The 15,618-nt window shown below is 71.0% G+C and carries 18 protein-coding genes; 3 read left to right on the top strand and 15 right to left on the bottom strand.

Going from position 1 to position 15,618, the window contains the following annotated elements:
- Window positions 1-370: 370 nt before the first annotated feature.
- The gene (locus BJ970_RS19105) at window positions 371-1,930 is read right to left on the bottom strand and encodes an alpha/beta hydrolase (RefSeq protein ID WP_184727505.1); all 1,560 of its coding nucleotides are present in this window, start codon (window positions 1,928-1,930) and stop codon (window positions 371-373) included.
- Between the two features lie 173 nt (window positions 1,931-2,103).
- On the opposite strand from BJ970_RS19105, the gene BJ970_RS19110 reads away from it, so the two are divergent.
- Entirely contained in the window at window positions 2,104-3,066 is a 963-nt protein-coding gene (locus BJ970_RS19110) for an EamA family transporter (RefSeq protein WP_312864311.1), read from the top strand.
- A 93-nt stretch (window positions 3,067-3,159) separates the two neighbouring features.
- On the opposite strand, the gene BJ970_RS19115 is transcribed toward BJ970_RS19110, so the two are convergent.
- From BJ970_RS19115 to BJ970_RS19170, 12 genes are all read right to left on the bottom strand, one after another.
- The gene (locus BJ970_RS19115; RefSeq protein WP_312864312.1) at window positions 3,160-4,059 is read right to left on the bottom strand and encodes a 2-dehydropantoate 2-reductase; all 900 of its coding nucleotides are present in this window, start codon (window positions 4,057-4,059) and stop codon (window positions 3,160-3,162) included.
- Between the two features lie 11 nt (window positions 4,060-4,070).
- Window positions 4,071-5,183: an ATP-dependent DNA ligase gene (locus BJ970_RS19120; protein WP_184727506.1), complete on the bottom strand. Its 1,113-nt coding sequence runs from the start codon at window positions 5,181-5,183 to the stop codon at window positions 4,071-4,073.
- A gap of 19 nt (window positions 5,184-5,202) precedes the next feature.
- A complete protein-coding gene (gene amaP / locus BJ970_RS19125; RefSeq protein WP_184727507.1) occupies window positions 5,203-5,814 on the bottom strand; it encodes an alkaline shock response membrane anchor protein AmaP in 612 nt (203 codons plus the stop codon).
- Entirely contained in the window at window positions 5,811-6,347 is a 537-nt protein-coding gene (locus BJ970_RS19130) for a DUF6286 domain-containing protein (RefSeq protein WP_184727508.1), read from the bottom strand. Before BJ970_RS19130 ends, amaP begins: the two co-directional genes overlap by 4 nt.
- A 3-nt stretch (window positions 6,348-6,350) precedes the next feature.
- Window positions 6,351-6,746, bottom strand: coding sequence for an Asp23/Gls24 family envelope stress response protein (locus tag BJ970_RS19135; protein ID WP_184727509.1), 396 nt, complete (start codon window positions 6,744-6,746; stop codon window positions 6,351-6,353).
- Window positions 6,743-6,922: a hypothetical protein gene (locus tag BJ970_RS19140; protein WP_184727510.1), complete on the bottom strand. Its 180-nt coding sequence runs from the start codon at window positions 6,920-6,922 to the stop codon at window positions 6,743-6,745. Before BJ970_RS19140 ends, BJ970_RS19135 begins: the two co-directional genes overlap by 4 nt.
- A gap of 37 nt (window positions 6,923-6,959) precedes the next feature.
- Window positions 6,960-7,229, bottom strand: a complete 270-nt coding sequence (locus BJ970_RS19145; RefSeq protein WP_246470915.1) for a hypothetical protein — start codon at window positions 7,227-7,229, stop codon at window positions 6,960-6,962.
- Entirely contained in the window at window positions 7,226-7,552 is a 327-nt protein-coding gene (locus BJ970_RS19150; RefSeq protein ID WP_184727511.1) for a hypothetical protein, read from the bottom strand. The genes BJ970_RS19145 and BJ970_RS19150 overlap by 4 nt, the downstream gene beginning before the upstream one ends.
- A gap of 62 nt (window positions 7,553-7,614) precedes the next feature.
- Window positions 7,615-8,130, bottom strand: a complete 516-nt coding sequence (locus tag BJ970_RS19155) for an Asp23/Gls24 family envelope stress response protein (protein ID WP_184727512.1) — start codon at window positions 8,128-8,130, stop codon at window positions 7,615-7,617.
- Between the two features lie 111 nt (window positions 8,131-8,241).
- The gene (locus tag BJ970_RS19160; RefSeq protein ID WP_184727513.1) at window positions 8,242-8,808 is read right to left on the bottom strand and encodes an anti-sigma factor; all 567 of its coding nucleotides are present in this window, start codon (window positions 8,806-8,808) and stop codon (window positions 8,242-8,244) included.
- Window positions 8,808-9,323 carry an RNA polymerase sigma factor gene (locus BJ970_RS19165; RefSeq protein WP_184729215.1) on the bottom strand — a complete coding sequence of 172 codons (516 nt, stop codon included), beginning with the start codon at window positions 9,321-9,323 and terminating at the stop codon, window positions 8,808-8,810. Before BJ970_RS19165 ends, BJ970_RS19160 begins: the two co-directional genes overlap by 1 nt.
- A 29-nt stretch (window positions 9,324-9,352) precedes the next feature.
- Window positions 9,353-10,105: a pyrimidine reductase family protein gene (locus BJ970_RS19170; RefSeq protein ID WP_184727514.1), complete on the bottom strand. Its 753-nt coding sequence runs from the start codon at window positions 10,103-10,105 to the stop codon at window positions 9,353-9,355.
- Between the two features lie 105 nt (window positions 10,106-10,210).
- Here BJ970_RS19170 and zapE point away from each other — a divergent pair, with 105 nt between their 5' ends.
- Window positions 10,211-11,236, top strand: coding sequence for a cell division protein ZapE (gene zapE, locus BJ970_RS19175; RefSeq protein ID WP_184727515.1), 1,026 nt, complete (start codon window positions 10,211-10,213; stop codon window positions 11,234-11,236).
- Window positions 11,237-11,299: 63 nt separating this feature from the next.
- Here zapE and rocD read toward each other — a convergent pair whose 3' ends face one another.
- The gene (rocD, locus tag BJ970_RS19180) at window positions 11,300-12,532 is read right to left on the bottom strand and encodes an ornithine--oxo-acid transaminase (RefSeq protein WP_184727516.1); all 1,233 of its coding nucleotides are present in this window, start codon (window positions 12,530-12,532) and stop codon (window positions 11,300-11,302) included.
- 127 nt (window positions 12,533-12,659) lie between these two features.
- On the opposite strand from rocD, the gene BJ970_RS19185 reads away from it, so the two are divergent.
- The gene (locus BJ970_RS19185) at window positions 12,660-13,766 is read left to right on the top strand and encodes a lactonase family protein (RefSeq protein WP_246470916.1); all 1,107 of its coding nucleotides are present in this window, start codon (window positions 12,660-12,662) and stop codon (window positions 13,764-13,766) included.
- A 4-nt stretch (window positions 13,767-13,770) separates the two neighbouring features.
- Here the strand turns inward: BJ970_RS19185 and BJ970_RS19190 are convergent, their stop codons facing one another.
- The gene (locus BJ970_RS19190; protein WP_184727517.1) at window positions 13,771-15,405 is read right to left on the bottom strand and encodes a serine/threonine-protein kinase; all 1,635 of its coding nucleotides are present in this window, start codon (window positions 15,403-15,405) and stop codon (window positions 13,771-13,773) included.
- Window positions 15,406-15,618 lie beyond the last annotated feature (213 nt).

Raw genomic sequence — 15,618 nt, forward strand, 5'->3', positions numbered from 1 at the left:
GCCCGGTGGTGCTCGTCGAACATGGTGTTCCTTGGTCCGGAAGAGTCGATCTTCTCACTCGATCGCCGCGTTCCCCGTGCACGTTCTGCATTCAGTTACAGATCGCAATGCGTTCATGTGCCCTGTTAAGCACGTTGGACGACAACGTTTCGCTCGGCCAGCGGTGTCCCGGTCCCTCGGCTGACGAGGAACATCGCAACCGCTGGTATTCGCCACAAGACCGGGAGGCCATGATGGTCCGCACCGAAGCCGAGCGTGCTCCGCAAGTCCAGGGTGGGTGCAGCTGTTGCAGCAGCTGCTCCGGTCCTTCCTGCGGCTGCTGCTCCAGCTGCGGCTAACCGGCGGCGGCCTGCCCGGCGTGTTCGCGGGATCACCCCGGGCAGGCCGTGCCGTCGGTCGGCACGGTGCCCTGCACCAGGAATCGGCTGACGGACTCGGTGATGCATGGCGATTTGCCGACCGCACCGTGTCCGGCGCCTTGCCAGCGCAGCAGCACGCCGGTCGGCAGTTGGTCGGCCATATGCTCGCTGCCCATGCCGAGCATTTGCGGATCGTTCGCGGTGCTGATCACCGGGATCGGCGGCAGGTCCATGCGGCGCGGTGCCGGAAGCGGCTGCTGCGGGACCGGCCACGACCCGCACCACGCCACGCGCTGCGCGGCGGCACCGCCGAACAGCGGGAAGCGGTTCACCCAGTCCAACGCGAGCTCGCCGCTGCGCTGCGGCGGGACGCGCACCGTCGTGTCGTTGCAGCTGGTGATCATGTCTCCGTCCAGCCACGGCGGGTTCACGCCTTGCACGGTGACCAGCGGCGCGCTGATCGCGGCGAGACCGGCGCCATCACCGCGGTCGGCCGCCGACAGCGCATTCGCCAGGGCCGGCCAGGTGGCCAGATCGGAGAGGCCCAGCCGGATCGCCTGGACCACGCGGCCGGCGCTGACCGTGGTGCCCGGAGCCGGAAGCGGGGTACTGCGCGTCCGCTCGACGAGATCCGCGACCATCTTGCGGGGGTCGGGACCGAGCGGGCATCTCCGGCCGAGGCAGTCCGCGGCGAACGCGTCGAAGGTCTGCTCGGCGCTCTGCGCCTGGGATTCCGTTTGTCCGATCGAGTCGCGCGTCGGGTCCGGTGCCCCGTCGAGCACCAGCCGGCCCACCGATCCCGGGAAGCGCTCGGCGAACGTCGTGAGCAGCCGCGCCGCCTCGCCGCGTCCGATCGCGTGCAGCTTCGGCACCCCCAGTTCCAGGCGGAGCTCCTCCAGATCCGACGCGGTGCGCCAGGTGTCGTAGGCCTGCAGCCGTTCGTCGAGGTTGAGCAGACACTCCTGGCTGGCTTTCAGCACCGATTCGAGCAGCCGGTCCAGCGCGGCGCGGTCGGTGGCGCGCGGGTCGAACCCGACGATCGCATCGCGCTGCGCGGGTGGCACGCAGTCGGCGGGATCGGACTCTCCGGTGCCGCGCCGATCCATCCCGATGATGGTGAAGGTCTGCAACATCTCCGGCGGCAGCTGGGTGGCCAGCCGGGCGGCGAAGGTGGTGCCCGGCTCCCCGCCGATGTCGCCGAGCACCACCAGCGGCACGCGGCCGGCGCCGGTGCGGATCAGCGCGTTTCGGGCAGCGCCGCGCTCCGGGGCATCCGGAGCGTCCAGGGTGCTGAGCAGCCGTGAGCAGGAGAACGTCATGTCGGGCGGCAGTCCACCGAGCTCCGCGCGGGTCTGCGCGGTGCAGTCCTCCCAGTTCAGGGAATCGTCGCCGGGGGAGCCCAGCGGCGGGACCGGTGCCGGTTTCGGCGGCTGCGGGGCGGGGACGATCTGCTGCTCGCCGTCGTGGTAGGCGACCGCGGGCCGCTCCGACGGTCCGGCCGAGCAGGCGGCGATCACCAGAAGCAACAACGGCAGTAGCGCGGCCCCGACCCGGTGAGTGGTGCGCGGCACGGGTACTCCTCGTCGGCAAGCGCGGCGGTCGCTGGACGCGGCCAGCATCGCATGATCCAGGTGAGACCCCGGTGAGGGCCCTGACAATCGGGTAACGAACACGGCGGGCCGCGAGTTAACGTGCGGCGGGCGCGGTCGTCGCAGCGGCCGCGAGCATCGGAGGAAGGGGCATCGTGCACGTCGCGCAGATCGGTTCGGGGGCATCGTCGAGCAGGCGACCGCTGTTCAGCGTGGAGAACCTCTCCGCGCGCGCCCTCGGGGTGCTGCCACCGCCGATGCTCGTGCTGGTGGGCGTGATCAGCTTGCAGGTAGGGGCGGCGTTCGCCAAGCAGCTGTTCACCCTGGCCGGGGCGTCCGGGGTGGTGGCGCTGCGGTTGTCGTTCGCCGCGGTGATCCTGCTTGCGGTCTGGCGCCCGTCGCTGCGGATGAGCCGCAAGACGCTGGCGGTGGTGGCCGGTTACGGCGCGGTGCTGGCAGGCATGAACGTCTGTATCTACCAGGCGTTCGAGCGGATTCCGCTTGGTGCGGCGGTCACCATCGAATTCCTCGGGCCGCTGGCGGTGGCGGTGATCGGCTCGCGGCGCACGCTCGACGTCCTCTGGGCGGTGCTGGCGGGCACCGGCGTGGTGCTGCTGGCCCGCGTGGAAGGCGGGCTGGACTGGGGCGGCGTCGCTTTCGCGCTGATGGCCGGTGCGCTGTGGGCGGGCTACATCCTCCTCGGCGCCAAGCTCGGCAGCCGGACCAACGGCGGGTCCGGGCTGGCTCTGGGCATGGCGTTCGGTGCGCTGGTGGCGGCGCCGTTCGGCATCGCGGAGGCCGGGACGGCACTGCTGCACCCGGCGGTGCTCATCGCCGGGCTGGTGGTGGCGCTGATGTCCTCGGTGGTGCCGTATTCGCTGGAGCTGGAGGCACTGCGCCGGATGCCGCCGAGGGTGTTCGGCGTGCTGATGAGCCTGGAGCCCGCGGTCGCGGCGCTGGCGGGTCTCCTGGTGCTGGGCGAGATGCTGGGGGCCTGGCAGTGGGTGGCCGTCGGCTGCGTCGTCGTCGCCTCGGTCGGCTCGGTCGGCATGACCAAGGATTCGGGCGCGAAGCCCGGCGAGAGCAACCAGAGCCCGAAGGACACGGGCGCGAACTGATCGGCTTCCGCCACGTGAAACTGTCCGGGAACCCGACGAGCCTGGCAAACGCGGCAAGAACGGCGGCGGTCTTGCCGACCGGCACGAAGCCCGTCAGACGGGCGGAAGTGGCGTGGGTCGAAGGGCGCGCATCAGGGCTAGGAGGGCCTTGTTGCGCGGGACGGGGATGTGATGCTTTTCGGCCGCCCGCACCAGCGGGCCCGTGATGTGGTCGTGCTCGGTGGGCAGGCCCGCCAACCGGTCGTAGAGCATCGACGTGCCGTTGGCCGGCGGGAACTTCTCGATGTAGTCGGCGAGCACCTGCTTCGCGTCGTTGTGGGTCAACCGGGCTCCCTCGGCGCGGGCGACCTCGACGGCCTCGGCGAGTAAGCCCTTGCTGAGTTCCACGATGTGCGGCTCGCGGAGCACATCCAGGCGTCGCAGGGTCAACGCGGTGATCGGATTCGGCGCCAGGTTCGTCAGCATTTTTCGCCACGCCGCGGTGCGGAAGTCGTCCGTGGTCCGGGCCCTGAGGGCCTCGCCGGAGACCAGCTCGACGAAGCGTTCGCCGAGCTCTCCCGCCTCGACCTGCATGGTGCCGACGGACCGGCGCACCACGTGTCCGGGCCGCACCCGCTCGGCGGCCACGTAGATCAACGCGGGCAGCACCGGGGCCCGCAGCCCCATCCCGGCGACCGATTCGCGGTGTTCGATGCCGTTCTGCACCACCACGACCGGGGCACGTCCGTCGTCCAGCTTCCGCAACCAGCCCGTCGCGCTCGCTGCGTCCTGCACTTTGGTCGTCAGCAGAATCCAGTCGAACTCGCCGAGCGCTTCCGGATGGGTGGCCACCGAAACCGGGATCTCGCCGGTGCCGTTCGGAGTCTCCAGCGTCAACCGGTCGAACGGCGTCCGCACGCACACCGTGACCTGGTGCCCGGCGGCATGCGCCGCCTCCGCGAGAACTCCGCCGACGCCGCCCGAACCGATCACCGCGATGCGTTGTCCTGCCACGGGTCCAGAGATTACCCGTCGACCCGGGCGCCCCGGTTGACGTCGCCGAACAGCACTGCGTCGAGGTCGTAACGGGTGGGCTCGTCGAGCTGGTCGTAGCGGCAGGACTCGGGGTCCCGGTCGGGGCGCCAGCGCACGAACTGCGTGGTGTGCCGGAACCGGCCGGGGTAAGCGCCTTCGGTGTGGTCGTAGGAGACCTCGACGACGCGCTCCGGACGCAGCGGCACCCACGGCTGCTCGCTGCTGTTCCAGCGATTGACCGAGCCGGGCAGCCGCCGCCCGTCGGCGGCGTCGGGTCCCAGCCACGGGTGCTCGCCGTCGGTGACCAGCTCGGCGAGTTCGGTGGCCAGGGCGCGCCGCTGGGCGGCCGGGAACGCACCGACGACGCCGACGTGGTGCAGCACGCCGCTGTCGTCGTACAGCCCCAGCTGCAGGGAGCCCACGGCCGTGCCGGGCTCGGTCTTGGCGTGCCAGCGCAGCCCGGCGACCACGCAGTCCGCGGTGCGCGAATGCTTGATCTTGAACATGGTCCGCTTGCCGGGCACGTAGTGGCCGCCGGTGGGCTTGGCGATCACGCCGTCCAGCCCGGCGCCTTCGAAGACCCGGAACCATTCGGCCGCGGTGTCCGGGTCGTCGGTGACCGGCGTGGTGCGCAGTCCGCTGTGGTCCAGGCCGAGGCCGGCGAGCAGTTCGCGGCGCTCGGTCTGCGGTGCGCCCATGAGGTCGCGGTCGTCCAGCGCGAGCAGGTCGAACGCGATGAACGTGGCCGGTGTCTTCTCGGCGAGCATCCGGACGCGGCTGGCGGCCGGGTGGATGCGCTCGCCCAGCGCGTCCCAGTCCAGCCGGTCGCCGACCTCGTCGCGCCGGATCACCACGAGCTCCCCGTCGAGCACCGCGGGCCGGTCGAGCTGTTCGGCGACCGTCCGCAGGACTTCGGGGAAGTACCGGTTCAGCGGCCGACCGGTGCGGGACTGCAGCAGCACCGGCTGCTCGGCCTGCGGATCGGCGAACACCAGGCACCGGAAACCATCCCACTTCGGCTCGAACAGCAGGCCGCCCTCCCGGGAGATGCCGTCGACCGGGCTGGCCAGCATCGGCTTCACCGGTGGTTGCACTGGCAGCATCGAGTCCTCCTCGCCGAGTTCAGCGGACGCGTTGGCGGGGTGCTCGATCCAGTTGCAGGCGGATCGCCGTGGGCAAGCTATCCGTGCCCAGCGACTCGCGGGCGCGGGACAGCACCTTGTCGTCGAGTTCTTCCCAAACGTGGCGCACGTTGGTGCCTTCCTGCAACGACAATGTGAGCCGCAGCGCCGGGCGGTGCTCACTTCCCGCCATCCGCACCCGCGCCCGGCTGACGCCGGTGACCTGCTCGGCGTCGGTGCGCACGGCTTCGGTCAGCGCCGCGCTCGTGACCGTCAGGGCCTCCTTGCCGCGCTCCAGCAGCACGTCCGGTCGCGGCTCCGGCCGCATGGCCCGGAAAACCCACCACAAGCCGACCACCAACAGCGCGATACCGAGCACGATCGCGACCGGGAGCGCCACCTGCGAGTGGTCCCGCAGCCACTGCACCAGGATCGGGTCGGCCACCGGCCGCTGCGCCCGGAAGGTGCCCAGCAGACCGGTGCCGACCAAAAGCACGACGACACCGACGACCAGCCCGAGCGTCCCGAACGCGACGACCACGCCGCGTTCGAATGCCAGCCCGCGACCGGCCGGGGTCGCGCTCGGCCTGATCTCCTGCTTGGTCTCGGTCATCGCCGTTCCTTCGGCGCGGCCACCGACACCAGCACCTCCGGGGTGTGGCGCAGCGGCAGGTCTTGCACGGCGTGTTCGGCGGTCTCGGACAGCCGGGTGCGCAGGTCGCCGAACCGCCGGAACTGCGCGGTCGCCTTCACCTGGACGCGTTTCGCGCTCGCGGTGACCGAGGCGCCCGCCACGCCGTCCTGCTCGCGCACCTGGTGCCCGACCAGCCGGGCCAGCGAGCGCCGGTCGGTGATTGCGGTGACCTCCGGTGCCGGGTCGTGCAGCCGGAGGTCCTTCGGCCCGGCGTTGATCGCGATGAGCAGCAGGACAAGCCCCACCACCGCGACCACGGCCGCGGTCACCAGAACCGGGGGGTCGTGCCAGGACAGGCTGCTCAGCCCGGAGAGGAGGTGTTGCCAGGGGATGATGAGCCCGCCGGTGCCGGGCCGCAGCAGGGCCCACACCACCTCGATTGCCAGCAATACGCCGCCCGCGGCGATGGCCAGGCCCAGCAGCGCGGCGAACAGGCGCACCAACAAGCGCATGGCTCACTCCACTCGCGGCGGTGCTTCCGCCGGAACGAGGGCGGACACGGTCACCTCGACGGTGCGGACCTGGCGGTCGGCGATGCGCCGCAGCTCTCCGCCGACCCGATCCCGCATCGACGCCACGGTTTCGCACACCGGCGTCGGATAGCGCAGCGCGACGTCCAGCCGGACTCGCAGGGCATCGTCGGGGCCAGACACATGCGCCACCGCGCCGTGCTCGCGGAGTCCGACCCCGGCGAGCCGACGGCGCGTGCGCGCGCAGCCCGGAGCCTGGTCGGCCGCGTACTCGGCGATCTTGCGCAGCACGCTGCGGCTGATGTGCAACCGGCCCCGCTCACCGGGATCCCCGCGGTCGCCGGTGTCCTCGGCTGCGGCCCGCTCGGCGGTGGCGGTCATCGGTCTCGACCCCGGCCCAGGATGTCGCCGATTTCCAGCTCCCCGTCCAGGACCCGGCCGATCACCAGGCCGATCACGCCGATCAGCAGCGCGATCAGAAACCCGATGAAGCCGCCGACCGCGGCGGCAATGCCGAGGATGAGGCCGGCGATCAAACCGGTCTGCGTCGCATTCATGGGTGCAACCCTCCTGCCGAGAAACTGACTTGGATACTCACCGGACTCGTGGGGCCCGCTTCCGGCGCGCCTGCCAGGAGCGGATGCGGTGCAGCAGCCTGCGGAGCCCGCGCGGCCGATTCACCACGACCACTGGCGCGTCGTAGCGATCGCGCGGTCGGCGGCCGGTGCGCTGCGCCGCGCGCAGCTCCATCAGCCCGGTGGCGAAGACCTCCGGATCCCCTCCCACGTCCGGGTGGTGGGCCCGGACGAATGCGCGGATGGCTGCCCGCGTCGTGGCCGGATCGTGCTGCACAGAGACCATCATGCGCTTTCCTGCGGCTCGTTGGTGGTGATCACGTCCGCGACGGTGATGTCCACCCGGGATTTCCCGAGCACTTCGGCCAGCGTGCCGCGGAGTTCGGCGACGATCTCCGGCAGCGGCCTGCCCAGCCGCAGCACCACGCCGATCTCCACGGCACCGGCCCCGGGTTCGGCAACGGCACCGATGTCTGGCAACCGCACCCCGACGACCTTGCTACCGGGCCGGTACGTGGCGATCTCGCCGAACTGCCCACCGTGCAGCCGCACCACCGAGGGATGGGCGAGCACCCGGTCGGCCAGCTCGCTGGCGGATATGGGTTCCGGCATGTCGGGCTGATCCTCCAGGGAAAAAGATCGGCGTTGCGCCGCCGGGTCGCGGCGCCTGGACGTCATTCGACGCGGGCTGTGGCCTGCTCGCCGCTCTCCTCACCGTCCTCACTGGGCAGATGGATGTCGTTGACCGCGATGTTGACCTCGATGACCTCCAGCCCGGTCATCCGCTCCACCGCGGTGATCACGTTGCGCCGCACCGCCCTCGCGAGGTCCACGATGGACGCGCCGTACTCCACGATGAGGTCCAGGTCCACCGCGGCCTGCTTCTCGCCGACCTCCACCTGCACACCGGAGGTGGAGGAGGTCCCGCTTCCACCCGGGATCCGCTCCCGGATGGCGCCGAAGGCGCGGGAGACACCGCCGCCCATCGCGTAGACGCCGGAGATCTCACGGGCGGAGATGCCGGCGATCTTCTGCACCACGGACGCGGAGATGGTGGTCTTGCCCTGCGTGGTCTCGTCGGCCAGGCGGGCGGGCGTGCCGCCAGACCGGGTCTCCGGAATGCGCCGGCCCTCGGCGCTCTGATCGGTCGCGGCCTGCGCGTTCTGCGGGGTTCCACTGTTCTGGGCCATGGAAATCCAGCTCCTTCGAAGTTCCGCCGATACCGCCGCGGCTCGGCAAGGCTTGCTGCGGGCACGCGGCGGGATCGCTCGCAGCTGTATGCCACATCACCCATTGTGGACTCATCTGGTGCCCGGCGGCTCGACGTCGACGACTCGCACCAACACACCCGGTGCGCCCGCGCCAAGGACCTCGCGCAGCGCCGCCACCAATTCCCGCTGGATCGCATCGGCCTCTTCGGGCAGGGGCAGGGCGTAGCGGACCGTCAGATCCACCTGCACCTCATCGACATCGCCGACGCAGCCGCGCAGGTGCACCCCTGGATGCCCGGTAAGGATCTCCAGGCACAGCCGACGCGTCAGCAGCACCACGGCCTGCTGCGCGATCCGCAGCTTGCCATCCTTTTGGGTGAGTTCCACCGGGGCCGCTCCGAGGCCGCCGCGCACCCCGCGCACGGCCCTGAGGGCACGCTCCACCAGCCCGTGCGGGGATTCGACCGGCAGGCGCGCGGTGCGGCGCACCGGCGCCCAGTCGGCGTCCAGTTCGGCGAGCGCGGCCTGGCAGTGCGGGCAGGTCTGGATGTGTTCGGTGAGTTCGGTCGGGGCGCTGTCGGCGAGGAAGTCCAGCAGCACGCCGAGGGTACGGCCGCACGGCAGCACCCGGTCCGGATCGAAGGAGCGGTCACTCATCACATCTCCTTCAGCCTGGCGAGCAGGGTCACCCGCGCCCGGTGCAGCCGGGCCCGCAGCGCGGTCACCGGCACGTCGAGCATCTCGGCGATCTCTTCGTAGCTCAAGCCCTCTAGTTCCCGGAGCACCAGCGGGACGCGCTGCGAGGGTTCGAGCGTCGCAATAGCGCGGTGCACGCGGGCGGCCTCCTCGCTGCGAACCACCTGGTCCTCCGGATCGGCAGTGGCGCGGTCGGGGATCAGTTCGTCGTTCGGACTCAGCGGAACTGTGGGCTTGCGGCGGCGCAGGGTGGCGAGGGCCGCGTTGGTGACCACCCGGTACAGCCAGGTGGTCGGCGCCGAGTCGCCGCGGAACCGGCCAAGCGACCGCCACGCCGACACCCAAGCTTCCTGGACGGCGTCTTCGGCTTCGGCGGAATCCGCGAGGATCCGGTATGCGACCCGGTACATCTTGGTGCTGTGGCGGCGGACCAGCATGTCAAACGCCGCGTCGTCGCCGCGTCGCGCGGCGGCCATCAGGGCGTCGTCCGCACTGGCCCCAACCGTCACCCGAGCATTCTCGCGTAACGCAGCAGGAGTAGCGATTCCGCGTGCAGTGCGGACCGCAGCCGCATCTGCCGAGGCTTCGCGGCACCGGTATCCGCCGCGATCCGGCCCGCATCGCCGCCGGCCAGCAGCGGCGACAGGGTCAGGCACAGCTCGTCGACGAGATCTTCCTCGATGAGGCTGCCGAACAGGGTCGGACCGCCTTCGCAACCGATGCGGCGCAGCCCCCGCGCGTCCAGCGCACTGAGCGCCGCCCGCAGATCGACCCGTTCGTCACCGGTGACGACGACGTCGGCGCCCGCATCGGCAAGCGCCGCGCGGCGCGACTGCGGAGCGGCGTCGCAGGTGAGCACGATCGGCGGTACCAGGGTGTCGGTGAGCAGCGGCGAGTCCGGCGGCAGCGAGGCGCGGGCGGTGACCAGCGCGATCGGCGGCACCTCGGACCGGCCCAGCCGTCGCCGCCGCTCGGCGCGCACCTCGGTGCGCTTCACCCCCCGGTAGCCCTCGACCATCGCCGTGCCGACGCCGACCAGCACCACATCCGAGAGGTCCCGGATCAACCCGAGGACCCGCTGGTCGACCGGCGCGGAGAGCCCGCGCGAACTGCCTTGGACGGTCACCGCGCCGTCGAGGCTGGACACGAAGTTCACCCGCACCCAGGGGCGTTCCGGCCGCTCGGGGTAGGCGTAGAACTCCTCCAGTTGCTCGTCTACCTGCTGCGCGCCGTCGACCGGCCAGAGCTTGTCCACCATGCGGTAATCCCACCATGTGCGCGGCGATCCGGTGGGCCGGCGGGGTGAGCAGGAGCACGTGACGGCACGACCGGGTAGACCGATGTCCGGTTATAGAGTCGGCGCATGAGTTTTCCCCGTCTGGTCGACCGCCGTCCCGAGCTCAGTCCGGACGAGTTGGTCCAGGCGATGACACCGCCGCCCAGGTTCGACGTGGTGCGCTTCGACACCTACCTCCCGAACCCGGAGGAGCCGAGCCAGGCGCAGGCGGTGCGAGACTGCTCGACGTTCGCCGAAGGCATCAACGCCGATACCGGCGGCGGGTCCTGGCTGCGCGCGATGTTCGGCCGCAAGAAGACCGGCGATGGCAAGAGTGGGCTCTACCTCGACGGTGGCTTCGGTGTCGGCAAGACGCACCTGCTCGCGTCGATGTGGCACGCCACCGAGGGCGCGAAGTCCTACGGCACGTTCGTCGAGGTGACCAACCTGGTGGGGGCGCTCGGGTTCGCCGAGACGGTCAAGCGGTTGTCGGAGCACCGGTTGCTGGCCATTGACGAGTTCGAACTGGACGATCCCGGCGACACGATGCTGGTCACCCAGCTGATCGCGAAGCTCACCGACGCGGGCGTGCGCATCGCGGCCACCTCCAACACGCTGCCCGACAAGCTCGGCGAGGGCCGCTTCGCCGCCGTGGATTTCCTGCGCGAGATCCACGCGATGTCCGCGCGGTTCAGCGTGGTTCGGGTGGACGGCCCGGACTACCGGCACCGCGGGCTGCCGGACGCGCCGCCGCCGATGAGTGAGGACGAGCTGACCCGGCTCGCGGAGGCCACCGACGGTTCGACGCTCGACGACTTCGACGAGCTGTGCGGGTTCCTGGGCGGGCTGCACGCCTCGAAGTACGGCCGCTTGGTCGACGGGATCTCCGCGGTGCACCTCAGCGGCGTGCACGCGGCGCGGGATCAGGACGTCGCGCTGCGGCTGGTCGCGCTGGCCGACCGGCTCTACGACCGGGCCATCCCCGTGCGGGTTTCCGGCGAAGCTCTGTCGGCCCTGTTCACCGACGAGATGCTGCACGGCGGCTACCGGAAGAAGTACTTGCGCGCGATCAGCCGCCTCACCGCGCTGTCCCGCGACCTCGCCAAGTCCTGAGAATGACGGACACCCCGTACCGGTCGGCTTCCGGCTGCCCGTCATCTCGCGGAACCGGCTGGGTCAGCGGGTCAGGACTGCTTCGATGGTGTCGAGGCCGGTGTCGAGTTCGTCGCGGGTGATCACCAGCGGCGGGGCGATGCGCAGGGTCGTGTCCTGAGTTTCCTTGCACAGCACACCGCGCTCGGCCAGCGCCTCGCTGGCCTGGCGGCCGGTCGGCCCGCCTGCGCCGAGCTCCACCCCGGCCCAAAGACCGCGTCCGCGCACCTCGACCGCGCCGCGGCCGAGCAGCTCGCCGAGCCGCGCGTGCAGGTGCGCTCCCAGCTCGCGCGAGCGCTCCTGGAACTCGCCCGTGCGCAGCAGGCGAACCACGGCCCGGCCGACCGCGCAGGCCAGCGGGTTTCCGCCGAAGGTGGAGCCGTGCTGGCCGGGCTGCAGCACGCCGATCATGTCGTCGCGGCCGACCACTGCGGACACCGGCAGGATGCCGCCACCGAGCGCCTTGCCGAGGGTGTAGAGATCGGCGCGGATGCCGGCGTGCTCGCTGGCCAGCAACTCGCCTGTGCGGGCGAGTCCGGACTGGATCTCGTCGGCGATCAGCAGCACGTCGTTGTCGTCGCAGAGCCGGCGCAGCCGGGGCAGGTAGTCGGCGGGTGGCACGATCACGCCCGCTTCGCCCTGGATGGGCTCCACCAGGATGGCCGCGGTGCGTTCGGTGATCGCCGCCTCGACCGATGCGGCGTCGCCGTAGTCGGTGAGGACGAAACCCGGCGTGTACGGGCCGAATTCGTCATGCGCCACCGGGTCGGTAGAAAACGACACGATGGTGGTCGTGCGGCCGTGGAAGTTGGACCCGGCGACGATGATCTCGGCCCGGTTTTCCGGCACGCCCTTGACCCGGTACGACCACTTCCGCGCGATCTTGATGGCGGACTCGACGGCCTCCGCACCGGAGTTCATCGGCAGCACCCGGTCGGTGCCGGTGAGTTCGGCGAGCTCGCGGCAGAACGGGCCGAGCTGGTCGTGGTGGAACGCGCGGCTGGTGAGTGTGACGCGGCCGAGCTGCTCGGTGGCCGCGGCGACCAGTTCCGGGTGGCGGTGTCCGAAGTTCAGCGCCGAGTACCCGGCCAGGAAGTCGAGGTACTGCCGTCCGTCCACATCGGTCATCCAGGCGCCGCTGGCCTCGGCGATCACGACCGGCAACGGGTGGTAGTTGTGCGCGCTGTACTGGTCGTCGAGCGACCGGTAGCGGGCGGCGTGCGGGGAGGCTTCGAGGTGCGACGGAACGACAGTCATGGTCATAAGGTTATGTCGGCGATGGCGAACATTTCAGCCGCAAGCCGTTGCTTCTAGCGTCGATTCGTTGCGTGATGACGAACCATCGCGGAGTTTCGTTGTCTCATCCGGGGGGCATCGCCGCCTCTTGACATCATGGACGCGGTGCAGTTTCGGCGGAACCGAAGGCGAGGCGCTGATGCCGGACAACGGTGAGTACCGGGTGTACCTGGGCGCTTACACGGGCGTGGAGTCGGCGGCCGACGGGATCCGGCTGGCGATCGCCGGTGCCGACGGGGCGTTGCGGTGCACCGAGAGCGTCGCCGAGACCGCCGATCCGTCCTTCCTCGCCGTGGCACCCGATGGGGCGACGTTGTTCGCCGTCAGCGAGTTGCAGGCGGGACGGGTCATCGCCTTCTCGGTGCGCGCGGACGGAACGCTCGGCGAGATCAATTCGCAACCGTCGCTGGGCGCGGCGCCGTGCCACCTGAGCGTGCATCCGTCCGGCAAGTACCTGCTCACCGCGAACTACGGGTCGGGAAACCTGGTGGTGCATCCGATCGACGCCGGGGGCGTGCTGCGCGAGCCGTGCCACGTGGTGCAGCACAGCGGCAGCGGGCCGAACCCACAGCGCCAGGAAGGCCCGCACGCGCACCAGGTGCTGGCCGACCCGTCCGGCCGCTACGTGGTTGCGGTGGATCTGGGCACCGACTCGGTGTACGTCTACGACTTCGATCTGGACGGCGGCCACCTGATGATCAAGCACGAGGTACCGCTGCGAGCCGGTGCCGGGCCGCGGCACCTGGCGTTCCACCCCGACGCCGAACGGGCCTACGTGATCAACGAGCTGGCGTCGTCGATCACCGAGTTCGGCTACGACGCGGCAACGGGCGCGCTGGAGCCGGGCCGGACGCTGTCGACGCTCCCGCCGGACTATGGGCGGCCGAACCTGGCCGCCGAGCTCGTGGTGACGCCGGACGGCCGGTTCGTGTTCGGGTCGAACCGGGGGCACGACAGCATCGCGGTGTTTCGCGCGGATTCCAGCGACGGTGAGTTCCGGCTGATCGACATCCGCCCGGCAGTGGTGGCCGAGCCCCGCCACATCGCGCTCTCGCCGAACGGCCGGGTGCTCTTCGCCGCGGGCCAGCGCAGCAACAACGTGCAGGCGTTCGGCATCGCGGACAACGGCGAGCTGACCCCGCTGCGCGAACCGGTGCCGACCCCGAGCCCGGTCTGCATCCTCCCGGCTGCGTGATCGCCTACAGGATTCGGGCGTCGTAGCGGCCGATGGCGTACTGCGCCAGGGCCGTCCGGACGCGGCGGGTTTCCTGGCGGCGGGTCAGCCAGCCGCCCGTGGCACCGAGCGGGAAGATCCGTGCCCCGCCGTGGTAGCGACGGGCGCGGTGCCACAGCCGCGAGCTGGGCGTCGAGCCGTCGGTCAGCCACACCGCGACCGACGTCCGCTTGCCGCTGCCGACCACGCCGACCCGCTGGACCCGGCTCCACGGGATCTCCCGGGTCAGCCCCGTCCGGGAGATCAGCAGGCCGTCGCTGTTGATCTTCAGGTGCAGGCCCGGCAGCAACGCCTTGCCGATCGACCAGATCATGCTGATGACCAGCAGGAAGATGCCCAGCCGGAAGATGGCGACGTGGTCGTGCGAAAGGCCGCTGCCGGCGTAGGTCTGGAACATCCTGTTCGCGCCGAAGATGATCAACCCGCAGGTGATCGCCGACAAAACGGCGCGGACCCGCCCGCCGGTGGCGAACACCGGACCGGGATTCTCCTTGCGCACCCGTGCGAGGGCCTGCTGGTGCTCCGCGGTCTGCCTCGGACGCGCCGGGACGATCTTGCTCCGTACCGGCACGGGCGAGACCGGAGCGGACGGCGTGGGTGCCGGAGCGGCGGGTGCCGGTTCAGCGGCTGGGGCGCTCTGCGCTTGCGTGTAAGCGCGCGTACCGGGCTTGGGCGCCGACGCTACCGGCTGCGGCGGGCCAGTGTCGGGCAGCGGCGCGTTCGCCGTCTGCTGCAACTGGGTCGCGTGCTGGGTGATCACATCGCTGATCGCGGGCGGCAACCACGCATTTCCCTGCGGGCTGGATTCGCCGATCTGGTCCAGCAGTTCGCCGGGCGTGGGGCGGGCCGCCGGGTCCTTCGCCAGGCAGGCCGCCAGCAGCGGCCGCAACCCGTCGGGCACCCCGGACAGGTCCGGCTCGGTGTGCACCACCCGGTACAGCAGGGCCGCCGTGCTCTCCGCGCCGAACGGCCCGGTCCCGGTCGCGGCGAAGACCAGCACCGCGCCCAGCGAGAAGATGTCGCTGGGCGGGCCGACCTCGCTGCCCAGCGTCTGCTCCGGGGAGAAGAAGCCGGGCGTGCCCAGGAACATCCCGGTCGCGGTCAGGGCGTTGCCGGTCATCGCCCGCGAGATGCCGAAGTCGATGACCCGCGGGCCATCGGGACCGAGCAGCACGTTGGCCGGTTTCAGGTCTCGGTGCACCAGGTGCGCGCGGTGGATCGCACCGATCGCCTCGGCCAGCCCGGCGGCCAGGCTGCGCACCGTGGCCTCCGGTAGCGGGCCGTGGTCGACCACGGCCTGGTGCAGGGTCGGGCCCGGCACGTACTCGGTGGCCAGCCAGGGCTGTTCGGCGTCCGGATCGGCGTGCACCACCGCCGCCGTCCAGAACCCGCCGACCGAGCGGGCGGCCAGCGCCTCGCGGCGGAACCGTTCCCGGAACTCCGGGTCCTCGGCGAGGTCCGGGCGGATGACCTTGACCGCCACCACCCGCCCGCCGCGCGAGCGACCGAGGTAGACCCCGCCCATCGCGCCGCGGCCCAGCCGGGCGAGCAGCCGGTAGTCGCCGACCCGGTTCGGGTCGCTGGCCAGCAACGGCTGCACGTGCCCTCAGCTCCTGTCTCGAAGATCGTGCGTTTCGTCCCCTCAGAGCTTACGTACCCGTTGCGCCCGCGTGTGCCGGTTCACCAGACCGAGGATGCGACCGGCCGCCGGTAATCGAATACTTGGCTTCGTTCCAATGCTTTCTCCACGTGAGTGTTCTGGGTATGATCCGGCGCACTGCGGCCTGGAGAAGCGATCATCGCGGACCGAAGG

Source organism: Saccharopolyspora phatthalungensis (assembly GCF_014203395.1).
Taxonomy (GTDB): domain Bacteria; phylum Actinomycetota; class Actinomycetes; order Mycobacteriales; family Pseudonocardiaceae; genus Saccharopolyspora; species Saccharopolyspora phatthalungensis.